This is a genomic window from Streptomyces hygroscopicus subsp. hygroscopicus, assembly GCF_030269125.1.
GTDB lineage: Bacteria > Actinomycetota > Actinomycetes > Streptomycetales > Streptomycetaceae > Streptomyces > Streptomyces hygroscopicus_C.
The window spans coordinates 895502-908822 of the sequence record NZ_BSSM01000001.1 but is presented as its reverse complement, the minus strand read 5'-3'; the positions used below and the strand labels follow the sequence as shown (position 1 = coordinate 908822).

Annotated in this window: 13 protein-coding genes; 9 read left to right on the top strand and 4 right to left on the bottom strand. The window is 73.2% G+C overall.

Annotated elements, in window-relative coordinates; translation table 11 throughout:
* Window positions 1–82: 82 nt before the first annotated feature.
* Window positions 83–1090: an ornithine carbamoyltransferase gene (gene argF / locus QSK45_RS03835; protein WP_285553143.1), complete on the top strand. Its 1008-nt coding sequence runs from the start codon at window positions 83–85 to the stop codon at window positions 1088–1090.
* A 156-nt stretch (window positions 1091–1246) separates the two neighbouring features.
* Complete coding sequence (locus QSK45_RS03830; protein WP_285553142.1) at window positions 1247–2713, top strand: amino acid permease; 1467 nt, start codon at window positions 1247–1249, stop codon at window positions 2711–2713.
* Here QSK45_RS03830 and QSK45_RS03825 read toward each other — a convergent pair.
* Window positions 2673–3125 carry an ATP-binding protein gene (locus QSK45_RS03825; RefSeq protein ID WP_285553140.1) on the bottom strand — a complete coding sequence of 151 codons (453 nt, stop codon included), beginning with the start codon at window positions 3123–3125 and terminating at the stop codon, window positions 2673–2675. The two genes, QSK45_RS03830 and QSK45_RS03825, sit on opposite strands and share 41 nt — an antisense overlap.
* Window positions 3126–3429: 304 nt before the next feature.
* Between QSK45_RS03825 and QSK45_RS03820 the strand changes: the two genes are divergently transcribed.
* From QSK45_RS03820 to QSK45_RS03805, 4 genes are all read left to right on the top strand, one after another.
* Complete coding sequence (locus tag QSK45_RS03820) at window positions 3430–4257, top strand: enoyl-CoA hydratase family protein (RefSeq protein WP_285553138.1); 828 nt, start codon at window positions 3430–3432, stop codon at window positions 4255–4257.
* A gap of 6 nt (window positions 4258–4263) precedes the next feature.
* Window positions 4264–6558, top strand: coding sequence for a bifunctional salicylyl-CoA 5-hydroxylase/oxidoreductase (locus QSK45_RS03815; protein ID WP_285553137.1), 2295 nt, complete (start codon window positions 4264–4266; stop codon window positions 6556–6558).
* Between the two features lie 477 nt (window positions 6559–7035).
* Window positions 7036–7257, top strand: a complete 222-nt coding sequence (locus QSK45_RS03810; RefSeq protein ID WP_285553136.1) for a hypothetical protein — start codon at window positions 7036–7038, stop codon at window positions 7255–7257.
* Between the two features lie 591 nt (window positions 7258–7848).
* Window positions 7849–8262, top strand: a complete 414-nt coding sequence (locus QSK45_RS03805) for a hypothetical protein (RefSeq protein WP_285553134.1) — start codon at window positions 7849–7851, stop codon at window positions 8260–8262.
* 18 nt (window positions 8263–8280) lie between these two features.
* Here QSK45_RS03805 and QSK45_RS03800 read toward each other — a convergent pair whose 3' ends face one another.
* Window positions 8281–9099, bottom strand: a complete 819-nt coding sequence (locus tag QSK45_RS03800; RefSeq protein WP_285553133.1) for a PaaX family transcriptional regulator — start codon at window positions 9097–9099, stop codon at window positions 8281–8283.
* A gap of 15 nt (window positions 9100–9114) precedes the next feature.
* Window positions 9115–10707 (bottom strand): AMP-binding protein, encoded by a 1593-nt coding sequence (locus QSK45_RS03795; RefSeq protein WP_285553132.1) that lies wholly within the window; start codon window positions 10705–10707, stop codon window positions 9115–9117.
* Window positions 10708–10862: 155 nt separating this feature from the next.
* On the opposite strand from QSK45_RS03795, the gene QSK45_RS03790 reads away from it, so the two are divergent.
* The 3 genes from QSK45_RS03790 to QSK45_RS03780 all read left to right on the top strand — a co-directional run bounded on the left by QSK45_RS03790 (window position 10863) and on the right by QSK45_RS03780 (window position 12908).
* Window positions 10863–11996, top strand: coding sequence for an acyl-CoA dehydrogenase family protein (locus QSK45_RS03790; protein ID WP_285553131.1), 1134 nt, complete (start codon window positions 10863–10865; stop codon window positions 11994–11996).
* On the top strand, window positions 11993–12391 hold the full coding sequence (locus tag QSK45_RS03785) for a RidA family protein (RefSeq protein ID WP_285553130.1): 399 nt from the start codon (window positions 11993–11995) through the stop codon (window positions 12389–12391). Before QSK45_RS03790 ends, QSK45_RS03785 begins: the two co-directional genes overlap by 4 nt.
* A 91-nt stretch (window positions 12392–12482) precedes the next feature.
* Complete coding sequence (locus QSK45_RS03780; RefSeq protein ID WP_285553129.1) at window positions 12483–12908, top strand: DUF6299 family protein; 426 nt, start codon at window positions 12483–12485, stop codon at window positions 12906–12908.
* Window positions 12909–13096: 188 nt separating this feature from the next.
* On the opposite strand, the gene QSK45_RS03775 is transcribed toward QSK45_RS03780, so the two are convergent.
* Window positions 13097–13315 (bottom strand): acyl-CoA carboxylase subunit epsilon, encoded by a 219-nt coding sequence (locus tag QSK45_RS03775; protein WP_285553128.1) that lies wholly within the window; start codon window positions 13313–13315, stop codon window positions 13097–13099.
* Between the last annotated feature and the right edge of the window lie 6 nt (window positions 13316–13321).

The window sequence follows — 13321 nt, the reverse complement described above, 5'->3', positions numbered from 1 at the left end:
TGCACCTCACGGGACTGCATAAATTTACTGAGGGTCGTATAGAATTCCAGAGTCCTTGCAGTCATACCCCTGGAGCGCCCCCATGGCGACAGTCCCGACCGCCCTCGCCGGCCGCCACTTCCTCAAGGAGCTGGACTTCACCGAGGAGGAGTTCCGCGGCCTGATCGAGCTGGCCGCCGAGCTGAAGGCCGCCAAGCGGGCCGGGGCCGAGGTCCGGCACCTCCAGGGCCGCAACATCGCGCTGATCTTCGAGAAGACCTCGACGCGCACCCGCTGCGCGTTCGAGGTCGCCGCGGCCGACCAGGGCGCCCACACGACGTACCTCGACCCGGCCGGCTCGCAGATCGGGCACAAGGAGTCCGTGGCGGACACCGCCCGCGTGCTCGGCCGGATGTTCGACGCCATCGAGTACCGCGGCGACAGCCAGGACAAGGTCGAGGAGCTGGCCGCCCAGGCCGGCGTGCCCGTCTACAACGGACTCACCGACGACTGGCACCCCACCCAGATGCTGGCCGACGTGCTCACCATGACGGAGCACTGCGCCAAGCCGCTGACGGAGACCGCCTTCGCCTACCTCGGCGACGCCCGCTTCAACATGGGCAACTCCTACCTGGTCACCGGCGCCCTGCTCGGCATGGACGTACGGATCGTCGCCCCCGAGCCGTACTGGCCCGCCCCCGCGATCGTCGCCCGCGCCCGCGAACTGGCGAAGGCCAGCGGCGCGGTGATCACCCTGACCGAGGACATCGCCGAGGGCGTCCGCGGCGCCGACTTCGTCGCCACCGACGTCTGGGTCTCCATGGGTGAACCCAAGGAGGTCTGGGCCGAGCGGATCAAGGCACTCGCGCCGTACGCCGTGACCATGGACGTCCTGCGCGCCACCGGCAACCCGGACGTCAAGTTCCTGCACTGCCTGCCCGCCTTCCACGACCTCGGCACCAAGGTCGGGCGGGAGATCCACGAGACGTACGGCCTGACCTCCTTGGAGGTCACCGACGAGGTGTTCGAGTCGGCGCACTCCGTCGTCTTCGACGAGGCCGAGAACCGCCTGCACACCATCAAGGCCGTGCTGGTCGCCACACTCGCGTGACAAGCCTGGTTCACGCCCCCGACCAGGGATTATCCTGACCGGCGGCCCCGGAGCCACCCATTCCGGAACCGCCGCGGCGACCGTCATCCCGCCGCTCGCACCGCGACACCGTCATCCCGTCGTCGCCCGCACCACCAGAAACGAGCACCACCCGCAATGCCCGCTCCACGCATCAAGTCCCCCCACCTGCTCGTCGCCGAATCCGGCGCCGACCGCGAGGGACACGGCCTGAAGCGCACGATGGGGCTGTTCCAGCTCATCTGCTTCGGCGTCGGCGCCATCGTCGGCACCGGCATCTTCGTCGGCCTCTCCGACTCCGTCGCCCAGGCCGGCCCCGCCGTCGTCATCTCCTTCGTGCTCGCCGCGATCACCTGCGTCTTCACCGCCTTCTCCTTCGCGGAGCTGGGCGGCGCGATCCCGGTCTCCGGCTCCTCGTACTCCTTCGCCTACGCCGGTCTCGGCGAGTCCACGGCCTTCCTGGTCGGCTGGTGCCTGCTGCTGGAGTACGGCATCTCCATCTCGGCCGTCGCCGTCGGCTGGAGCCAGTACGTCAACGAACTGCTGCACAGCCTCACCGGCTGGCAGCTGCCCGCCCTGCTGTCGGCGGGCCCCGGCGACGGCGGGATCGTCAACCTGCCCGCGGTGCTCGTGATCGCCATGGCCTCCGTGCTGCTGGTGCGCGGCGTGCGCGAGAGCGCCCGCGCGACCGCCGCCATGGCCGCGGTCAAGCTGGTGATCCTGCTCGCCTTCTGCGCGATCGGCTACAGCGCCTTCAAGCACGGCAACCTCACCCCGTTCTCCCCGGCCGGCCTCGGCGGCATCGGCGCGGGCACCACCGCCGCGTTCTTCTCGTACATCGGCTTCGACGCGATCACCACCGCGGGCGAGGAGGCCAAGAACCCCCGCCGCGACATCCCCGTGGCGATCATGGTCTGCATGGGCATCGTGACGCTGCTGTACTGCGCGGTCGCGCTCGCGGCCATCGGCGCCATCGGCGGCAAGCAGGTCGCGGGGCGTCCCGCCGCCCTGTCCTACGTCGTCAACGAGGTCACCGGCTCGACGATCGGCGGCGGGGTGATCGCCTTCGGAGCGGTCGTCGCCATCGCCTCCGTCGTCCTCGCGGTGATGTACGGCCAGACGCGCATCCTGATGTCGATGTCCCGGGACGGCCTGATCCCGCGGGTCTTCGAGAAGGTCTCCCCGCGGACCTCCACGCCGGTCGCCGGCACGCTGATCGTCGCGATCGTCTTCGCCGTCCCGGCGGCCTTCGCCTCGCTCGACTCGGTGATGAACCTGTGCACCATCGGCACGCTCGCGATCATGGCGGTGGTGAACATCGCGGTGATGACCCTGCGCCGCCGCGAGCCGGGCCTGACCCGCAGCTTCCGGGTGCCGCTCTACCCGGTGGGCCCGCTGCTCGGCATCGCCTTCTGCCTGTACCTGATGTACGAGACCGGGTGGCAGACCTGGATCCAGTTCGCCGTGTTCCTCGTGGTGGGCCTGGCCGTCTACACCGCCTACGGGCGCCGGCACTCCACACTGGCCCGCGACATGGCCGCCGTGGCCGGCCAGGGCGCCGACGTCACAGCGGACGGCGCGGAGCGGGCACCACAGGCAGGGTGAACCACACCGCCTTGCCCCTCGGGGTGGGGCGGTGCCCGCAGGAGGCGCTGAGGGCGCGGATCAGCAGGAGCCCGCGCCCGCCCTCCTGCCACAGGTCGGGCTCTTCCATGACCGGCCGGGTCAGCTGGCCGGGCGGCGCCGGGTCGGGGTCGTGCACCTCGACCTGGCAGCCGGTCGGCAGCAGCTCCACCACCAGCTCTATCGGGCCGCGGCCGGCGGTGTGCTCCACCGCGTTGGCCACCAGCTCGGCCGTGAGCAGCTCCGCCGTGTCGCAGTCGGCCGCGTGCTCCCCGTCGGAAAGGGCCGTACGCACCAGCGCGCGGGCCACCGGCACCGCCGCGGCGGTGTGCGGCAGCGCCATGCGCCAGGAGGCCGATTCGGTGGGGCGTTCGTGCAAGGCGGGTCCGTTCATGGAGCAGGCTGTCCTGCTTTCGACTGAAGGAATGGTACGGGCCCGTCCGCGCGAAACGGTCGGCGGGCTTCGCCGGGGACCCTCGCCCCGGTACCGCTCGCCCTACCCCGCCCGGCGCCCCGCCTCGCCCGCCGAGGCCCTCTGTTACGGCCCTGCGGCCGATCGGTGACAGTCGGTACGAAGCGGCCGGGCGACCTCTTCGGCGGGTCGGTTTGTCGCGCGCCCGTGACGACAGTCACAAACAGGTGATAACTTCGGGGGACTGCGCAACGTACGGCACCGCCACCCAAGGAGGCCGCACGTCATGAGTCCCTTCACCGGCTCCGCCGCCCCTACCGCCGACTGGGAGCACGTGCGCCTCCAGGTCGCCGACGGGGTCGCCACGGTCACCCTCGCCCGACCCGACAAGCTCAACGCCCTCACCTTCGGCGCCTACGCCGACCTGCGCGATCTGCTGGCCGAGCTGTCCCGGGAGCGCTCGGTGCGCGCCCTGGTGCTGGCCGGGGAGGGGCGCGGGTTCTGCTCCGGCGGCGACGTCGACGAGATCATCGGCGCCACCCTCGCCCTGGACACCGCCGAGCTGCTCGACTTCAACCGGATGACCGGCCAGGTGGTACGGGCGATCCGCGAATGCCCCTTCCCCGTGATCGCCGCCGTCCACGGGGTCGCGGCGGGCGCGGGCGCCGTCCTCGCCCTCGCGTCGGACTTCCGCGTCGCCGACCCGAGCGCCCGCTTCGCCTTCCTCTTCACCCGCGTCGGCCTGTCCGGCGGCGACATGGGGGCGGCGTATCTGCTGCCCCGGATCGTCGGCCTCGGCCACGCCACCCGACTGCTGATGCTCGGCGAGCCGGTCCGCGCGCCCGAGGCCGAGCGGATCGGCCTGATCAGCGAGCTGACCGAGGAGGGTCACGCCGGCGAGGCCGCGCAGGCCCTGGCCCGCCGCCTGGCCGAGGGCCCGGCCCTGGCCCACGCCCAGACGAAGGCGCTGCTGACGGCGGAGCTGGACATGCCGCTGGCGGCGTCGGTGGAACTGGACGCGGCGACGCAGGCGCTGCTGATGAACGGGGAGGACTACCGGGAGTTCCACGCGTCGTTCATGGAGAAGCGGGCGCCCAAGTGGCGGGGAAGGTGATCTCTCATGCCGACGTCAGCCGTGCCCGCTCCCGCACGCGTCGCGATCATCGGCGGCGGCCCCGGCGGCCTGTACGCCGCCGCCCTGCTCAAACGCCTCGACCCCACCCGTGAGGTGACCGTCTGGGAGCGCAACGCCCCGGACGAGACCTTCGGCTTCGGCGTGGTCCTCTCCGACGAGACCCTGGGGGGTATCGAACACGCCGACCCCGTCGTCTACGAGGCCCTGCAACGGCACTTCGTCCGCTGGGACGACATCGACATCGTCCACCGCGGCACCCGCCACACCTCCGGGGGCCACGGCTTCGCCGCCCTCGGCCGGCACCGCCTCCTGGAGATCCTGCACGACCGCTGCCACGACCTCGGCGTGCGCATCCGCTTCCGCGCCGAGGCCCCGCCCGTGGACCGCCTCCTCGCCGAGCACGACCTCGTCATCGCCGCCGACGGAATCCACAGCGCCACCCGGGAGACCTACGCCGACGTCTTCCGCCCCCGGATCACCGGCCACCGCTGCCGCTACATCTGGCTCGCCGCCGACTTCGCCTTCGACGCGTTCCGCTTCGAGATCGCCGAGACCGAGCACGGCGTGATGCAACTGCACGGCTACCCGTACGCGCCCGACTCCTCGACGGTCATCGTCGAGATGCGCGAGGAGGTCTGGCGGGCGGCCGGATTCGACGAGACGGACCCGCGCGAGTCGACCGAGCGCTGCGCCAAGATCTTCGCGGAGGCGCTGCGCGGTCGCCCGCTGCGCTCGAACGACTCGGCCTGGACGACGTTCCGTACGGTGGTCAACGACCGCTGGTCGCACGGCAGGCTCGTCCTCCTCGGGGACGCCGCCCACACGGCCCACTTCTCCATCGGCTCGGGCACGAAGCTGGCCGTGGAGGACGCGCTGGCGCTCGCCGCGTGCCTGCGGGAACAGCCGGACGTCTCCTCGGCGCTGGCCGCGTACGAGGCGGAACGCAAGCCGGTCGTCGCCTCGACCCAGCGGGCCGCGCGGGCGAGCCTGGAATGGTTCGAGAACCTGCACCGGTACCGGGACCAGGCGCCCCGCCAGTTCGCCTTCAACCTGCTCACCCGCAGCCGCCGGGTCACCCACGACAACCTCAGGCTGCGCGACGCCCACTTCACCGAGTCCGTGGAGCGCGAGTTCGGCTGCCCGCCCGGCACACCCCCGATGTTCACGCCGTTCCGCCTGCGCGGGCTGACCCTGCGCAACCGCGTCGTCGTCTCCCCGATGGACATGTACTCGGCCACCGACGGCGTACCCGGCGACTTCCACCTCGTCCACCTCGGCGCCCGCGCGCTCGGCGGGGCGGCCCTGGTGATGACCGAGATGGTGTGCGTGAGCGAGCAGGGCCGCATCACCCCCGGCTGCGCCGGCCTCTACACCGGCCGTCAGGCGGAGGCGTGGCGGCGCATCACCGACTTCGTGCACCGGCAGGCACCGGGCGCGGCGATCGGCGTGCAACTGGGCCACTCGGGCCGCAAGGGCTCGACCAGGCTGATGTGGGAGGGAATGGACGAGCCGCTGCCCACGGGCAACTGGCCCCTGGTCGCCCCTTCCCCCTTGCCCTACAAGCCGGGCAGCCAGACCCCCCGCGAGCTGTCGCGCGCCCAGCTCACCGACATACGCGAGCAGTTCACCTCAGCCGCTTGGCGCGCCGCCCGTGCGGGCTTCGACCTCCTCGAACTCCACTGCGCCCACGGCTACCTGCTGTCCGGCTTCCTCTCCCCGCTCACCAACCGCCGCACGGACGGCTACGGCGGCTCCCTGGACCGGCGCCTGCGCTTCCCCCTGGAGGTCTTCGACGCCGTCCGCGCGGTGTGGCCCGCCGAACGCCCCATGACGGTCCGCGTCTCCGCCACCGACTGGGCCGACGGCGGCACCACCGCCGAGGACGCGGTCGAGATCGCCCGCGCCTTCGCCGCCCACGGCGCCGACGCGATCGACGTCTCCACCGGCCAGGTCGTCTCCGACGAACACCCTGACCTCGGCCGCTCCTACCAGACCCCCTACGCCGACCGCATCCGCCACGAGGTCCGTGTCCCGGTGATCGCCGTGGGCGCCATCTCCTCCTGGGACGACGTCAACTCCCTGATCCTGGCCGGCCGCGCCGATCTCTGCGCCCTCGCCCGCCCCCACCTCTACGACCCCCACTGGACCCTGCACGCCGCCGCGGAACAGTCCTACGACGGCCCCGGCATCACCTGGCCGCTCCCGTACCGCGCGGGCAGCCGCCGCCCGCAGACCGGCCGGACGGATGCGCCCAAACCCCGTCTGTCGCTGAATGGGTGAGGGAGGGCGGGGCAGACGCGCCCGGCTACCGGAGCGTGCGCAGCAGTCGCCGTCCTCTGCTCCGCCGACCGACGGGCGAGCAGCACAGGTCGACCAGGGCGCGGAAGGTGCCGGGGGAGCACAGCCAAGGGTGGCGGCGGGTCCGTCCCGCGGTGTCGCCGCTGTGCGGCGCTGTCGCGCCGGCCACCACCGGCTACCGCCAGAGAACCGCCGTGCCCGACCCGATCCGTACGCCGAACCGCAGACCGCGCAGCACCGCGCCCCGCCTCGCCCTCACGCACGCCCCTATGGCCGACAGCCCGAGTCGTCGCAGCCGGCAGGCCTCGTCGTGTCCGGGGCGGCGGTGTTCGGACCTGCGGTTCAATTTCGCCTCGGCGACCCGTGAAAGCCCAGGTCAGCGGTAGGAAGCGGTCGCACCCGTCCTGATCTGTGCCGACGGCCACAGCGGACGGGGCGCAAGAAGGCGCATACTGAGCTATGACAAAGCCTCCCGCGCCGAAGCGCCATCTGCCCACCAGCCCCTTCAAGGCCCCGGTCGCACCGGTCCCCAAGCACTTCGCCCCGGGCGACCAGGTCACGCACGACATGTACGGCCTCGGCCGGGTGATCGGCGTGGAGGAGGGCGTCGCGGCGCTCGTGGACTTCGGCTCGGCGCAGAAGCGGATCTTGAGCCCGTACACCAAGATGACCAAGCTGTAGGACCGCTGCGGCCGGCCACGGCACCCCAGGCAGCACCCCAGGCCCCTTCGCGGACCTGTCACGAAAGAGAGCCTCCCATCGACGCGACATCCCTGTTCTCCGCCCCGGAGGGGCGGCCCCACCGCCCCACCACCGCACCGCCGCCTCCGTCGACCAACCCCTTCAAGGCCCCTGGACTCGGGGAAGACGACACCGTGCCCCTGAAGGAAGCCGAGGAGCCCAAGGCGGCTTAGCCCTCGGGTGACGCAACCACGGTGACCCGCGGCCGCATCACCCGGCCCCGGCCGGCAGGAGCCTCCGGGAAGGCGCGGGGCGGGATGATCCCGGCAGGTCGTGCCCTTGCTCCGCGGCACGTCCTCCTCGCGGGCGGGCCTGCCGGCGAAGCAGCGCCGGCGCGCGGGAGTTCGCGCCGGTCGTCCCCCGCGAGGCCCTCGGACCGTTCGCCTCCCTCGGCCATCGCCCCGATGCCCTGGACCAGTTCGTTCAAATCACTTCGTGTGCGTACGACACGGCCTCCCGCCCCCAGGGGCCGGACGGACGGTACGCGCACGAAGTGTGTTTGCCGCGGGCGCGAGCGGCAACGCGGAGTTCATGAGTCGAGCGAACAGTGACACCCCTCAGGATTCCCCGTCCGCCAAGGCGCGGCAGGTCACGGCGAAGGTGACCGCGCCCGCGTCGCGGGCGGCGGACGAAGCGGCCGAGAGGTCCGGTGACGTCGGGTCGGCGGCCGTGGGTGCCGCGCGGCGTGCGGCGGATGCGGGTACCGAGGCCGTGCGCGGTGCGGCCGAGCGGGTGCGGGCCGGGCGCCAGGTCGTCATCGGGGCGTCGGGCCGGGCGGTGGTCGCCGCCGGGACGGCATGGAAGGCGATCGCCCACCGGCGGGTCCTCGCCGCCGGCGTGGGCGCGGGCCTGTCGGCGCTGGGCGCCGCCTCGTACCTGGCGGGCCGCCGCGCGGAACGCCGCACGCACGGTCCGATCACCCGGCTGACGGGCGGGCGGATCTGACGCGGCGTCCGAGGCCCTTCAGGGGGCCGGAAGCGCGAACCGCGCGCCCGCGTCACGCAGGCGTTCGTGCAGTGCCCGGAAAACCTCCGACGAGCGCAGGCCAGGCCAGTCCGGGGGGAGGAGCCCGGTGGGGAGGCCGGGGTCGGTGTAGGGGAGGTGGCGCCAGGAGTCGAGGGTGAGGAGGTAGTCGTGGTACGCGTCCTCGGGCGGGGTGTCCGCGCGGCGTTCCCAGGCGTCGAGCAGGGGGGCGTGGGTGTCCAGGAAACGGACGTGTTCCTCGGCGATCGAGGAGAGGTCCCACCAGCGGGCGACCGCCTCCGGGGTGGCGGCGAACCCCAGGTGGTCGCCGCGGAAGAAGTCGACGTAGGGGTCCAACCGCAGGCGGCGCAGCGTGTGTTCGGCCTCCTCGTAGAGGCGCGAGGGGGCGATCCAGACGCCGGGGGCCGCCGTGCCGAAGCCCAGGGCGGACAGGCGGGAGCGCAGGACGTGGCGCTTCTGGCGTTCCGTCTCCGGCACCGAGAAGACCGCGAGCACCCAGCCCGCGTCCTCGGGAGGCGCCGCGGCATAGATGCGGCGGTCGCCGTCCTTCATCAACTGGAGTGCCTCGGGGGAGAGTTCGTAGCCCGCGGCGCCGGTATCCGTGCGGGCGGGCAGGAGCAGGCCGCGGCGCTTGAGGCGGGACACCGAGGAACGGACGGAGGGTGCGTCCACGCCGACCGCGGCCAGGAGCCGGATCAGTTCGGCGACGGGCATCGGGCCGGGCAGGGAGCGGCCGTACGCGCCGTAGAGCGTGACGATGAGGGACCTGGGGGCGTGCTGCTCGGACACGATGATCATCTTAGGTCGTCGGCATCACTGCTGGTCACCAGGGGTGCGTAGACGGAACCGCTGCAACTTGCCGGTGGCGGTGCGGGGAAGGGCGGAGAGGAAGACGAACTCGCGCGGGCATTTGTACGGCGCCAGCTCGGACCTCAGGAACGCGCGCAGGGCCTCCGCGTCGCGGTCGGCACCGTCGCGCAGCACCGTGTAGGCGACCACCACCTGGCCGCGTGCCTCGTCGGGGCGGCCCACCACCGCCGTCTCCACCACGTCCGGGTGGCGCAGCAGCGCGTCCTCCACCTCGGGCCCCGCGATGTTGTACCCGGCGGAGATGATCATGTCGTCGGCGCGCGCCACATAGCGGAAGTACCCGTCGGGCTCCCGGACGTACGTGTCCCCGGTGACGTTCCAGCCGCCGCGCACGTACTGGCGCTGGCGCGGGTCGGCCAGATAGCGGCAGCCGACCGGGCCCCGCACGGCCAGCAGCCCCGGTTCGCCGTCGGGCAGCGGCGTGCCGTCCGGGTCCTGCACCCGCGCCTGCCAGCCCGGCACCGGGACCCCCGTGGTGCCCGGCCTCGTTCCCTCGTCCGCCGCGGAGACGAAGATGTGCAGCAGCTCGGTCGCGCCGATGCCGTTGATGATCCGCACCCCGGTGCGCTCGTGCCACGCCCGCCAGGTCGCCGCGGGCAGGTTCTCCCCGGCCGACACACAGCGCCGCAGCGACGAGATGTCGTGGCCGTCCAGCTCGTCCAGCATGGCGCGGTAGGCGGTCGGGGCGGTGAACAGGACCGAGACGCGGTGTTCGGCGATCGCGGGGAGCAGCTTGCGGGGCCCCGACTGTTCGAGGAGCAGCGCGCTCGCGCCGGCCCGCAGCGGGAAGATCACCAGGCCGCCGAGGCCGAAGGTGAAGCCCAGCGGGGGACTGCCGGCGAAGACGTCGTCGGCGCGGGGGCGCAGGATGTGCCGGGAGAAGGTGTCGGCGATGGCCAGCACGTCCCGGTGGAAGTGCATGCACCCCTTCGGACGGCCGGTGGTGCCCGAGGTGAAGGCGATCAGGGCGACGTCGTCGGAGGCGGTGTCGACCGCGGGGTAGGGGCTCATCGGCGTGGGGCGGTTGAGGAGGTCGTCGGAGGCGTCGCCGCCGTACGTCGTGATGCGCAGCCCGGGGATCTCCGCCTTCGCCAGGTCGTCCACCGCGCGGACGTCGCACAGCGCGTGGTCCACCCGGGCGATCTCGCAGATGGTCGCCAGTTCGTGCGGCCGCTGCTGGGCCAGCACGGTGACCGCGACCGCGCCCGCCTTCAGCACCGCCAGCCAGCAGGCCGCGAGCCAGGGGGTGGTGGGGCCGCGCAGCAGCACCCGGTTGCCGGGCACGACGCCCAGTTCGCCGGTGAGCAGGTGCGCGATCCGGTCGACCCGTGCGCGCAGTTCGTCGTACGACCACGCGGGCCCGTCCGGGGTGCGGAAGGCCGGGCGGGCCCCGTCGGCGTGCCCCAGCAGTTCCACCGCGCAGTTCAGCCGGGCGGGGTAACGCAGTTCCGGCAGGTCGAAGCGCAGCTCCGGCCACTCCTGCGGCGGCGGGAGATGATCGCGCGCGAAGGTGTCCACGTGGGCCGAGAGATGCATGGCGGTTCGCCCCCTTGCCGTGACGGACGTCCGGACGGGCATTCCTGGTGGGCTCGCCGTTGGAGCGTATCGTGTTGGTGACGGCAGTCAACTGTGCGCGATAACGTCGTGCGGGTGGACGGTCGCCGTGGTCCGTCCCGGAGGGAGGACCGGCAGTGCCCGCATTCTCACTCGAACCGGAGCGGCTGGCCCGGTGCGCGGAACTGCGCGCCCTCGCCGCCGAACGGCTGCGCCCGCTCGCCGACAAGGGGACCCCGGGACGCGTCAACCGGCCGCTGCTCGCCGAGCTGGGCCGACTCGGCCTGCTGGAGCGGTTGTTCACATCCGGCGCGCTCGATCTGTGCCTGATGCGGGAGTCGCTGGCGCAGGGCTGTACGGAGGCGGAGACGGCGCTCGCCCTGCAAGGGCTCGGCGCTCATCCGGTGCATGCGCACGGCAGTGCGGCGCAACGGGAGTGCTGGCTGCCGCGGGTCGCGGAGGGCGGCGCGGTCGCGGCCTTCGCGCTGAGCGAGCCGGGGGCCGGCTCGGACGCGGCCGCGCTGGCGCTCGCGGCGGAGGCCCGGGGGGAGGGGGAGTGGCGGCTTTCGGGGGAGAAGTGCTGGATCTCCAACGCGCCCGAGGCCGACTTCTACACCGTCTTCGCGCGCACCACGCCCGCCGCCGGTGCCCGGGGGGTGACCGCGTTCCTCGTCCCCGCCGGCCGGCCCGGACTCACGGGCCGCGCACTGGAGATGATCTCCCCGCACCCCATCGGAGCGCTCGACTTCGATGCCGTGCCCGTCACGTCGGACGATGTGCTCGGCGAGGTCGACCGCGGGTTCGCCGTCGCCATGGGGACGCTCAACCTGTTCCGGCCGAGCGTCGGGGCGTTCGCGGTGGGCATGGCGCAGGCGGCGCTGGACGCGACCGTGGCGCACACGCGCCGACGGGAGGCGTTCCAGGGGAGGCTGATGGACCTCCAGGCCGTCTCCCACCAGGTCGCGGAGATGGCGCTGCGCACCGAGGCGGCCCGGCTGATGGTGTACGCGGCGGCGACCGCGTACGACGAGGGCGCGCCCGATGTGCCCCGGCGCTCGGCGATGGCCAAGTTGCTCGCGACGGAGACCGCGCAGTACGTCGTCGACACGGCCGTCCAGTTGCACGGTGCGCGGGCGTTGCAGAGCGGCCATCTGCTCGAACATCTCTACCGCGAGGTGCGCGCGCCGCGCATCTACGAAGGGGCGAGCGAGGTCCAACGAAGCGTCATCGCCAAGGAGTTGTACGCAGCGAACGAGGAGGAGGCCCGGTGACGAGCGAACGCGTCAACCCGTCCGAGCTGTCCCCGCCCACCGGGTTCTCGCACGCCGTCGTCGCGACCGGGTCGCGGGTGGTGTTCCTCGCGGGGCAGACCGCGCTCGGCACCGACGGGAAGATCACCGGCGACACGCTGGCCGAGCAGTTCGAACGGGCGCTGGACAACCTGCTCACCGCCCTGCGCGCGGCCGGCGGCACGCCCGCGGACCTGGCCAGGGTCACGGTGTACGCCACGGACGTCGCCGCGTACCGCGCCCAGGCGCGGGAGCTGGGGCGCCTGTGGCGGGCCGCGGCGGGCCGGGACTATCCGGCGATGGCCGTCGTGGAGGTCGTACGGCTGTGGGACGAGGAGGCGCTGGTGGAGCTGGACGGGTTCGCCGTGCTGCCGTGACGCGCCACCGCCCGGGTGACGGTCACGCCCGCGGGGGCGGGCGCCGGGTACCAGTGGAGGCCCGCAAATCGGGACAAACTCGGAGGTTTCCATGCCCGTTCGCCCCGCCCTCGCCGCGGCCCTCGGCACCGCCGCCCTGCTGGCCCTCGCCGCGGGCCCGGCCGCCGCCGCCCCCGGCGAGTCCGTCACCGTCGACGCGGTCGGCCGCCTCGCCACCGACGGCACCGTCACCCTGACCGGCACCTACCGCTGCACCGGCAGCACCGGTCCGGTCTTCGTGACGACCTCCCTGAGCCAGCGCGACCCCCGCCTCGGGCACGGCATCGGCGGCGGCTTCGCGCGGTGCGACGGTACGACCCGCTCCTGGTCCGCCTCCGGGACGGCCGGCGGCGAGACCTTCCAGCCCGGCACGGCCCACGTCCAGGCCACGGTGATGGAGCTGCGCCTGTCGGGCCTCGTCCCGCTGCCGGTGTTCCACGCCGTGACCGAGCAGGACGTCACGCTGGTGCGGGGGTGACCCGGGGGCGCGGCGGAAGGGGGAGCCCAGGGGGACGGACCGGGCAGGCCGCCCGGTACCGGCGCGGCTCCCCTGGGACACCTCGGCGGCCCGCAGGGCGCCGCCGGGACGCGCGTCCGGCCGTACCGCGGCGTCCGGCCGTACGGCGGGCGCCGTCCTCCGGGCGCCCCCGGCCGTTCGCCGGACCCCTACGCCCGCTGCCAGCTGTGCGGCGCGTGGAAGGAATGCGGGCGCCAGGACGTCGTGCCGGGGGACGACGTGTCCGCGCCGGGGCCCGGCAGGGCGGTGCGGCTGAGCAGGAGGACGGTCAGGGCGGCCAGTTCCTCGTCGGTGGCTTCGCCCTTCTCGACGCGGATGGGGGGGACGGGGGGGACGGGGAGGGAAGGAGAGGGGAGGGGCACGGACATGGGGGC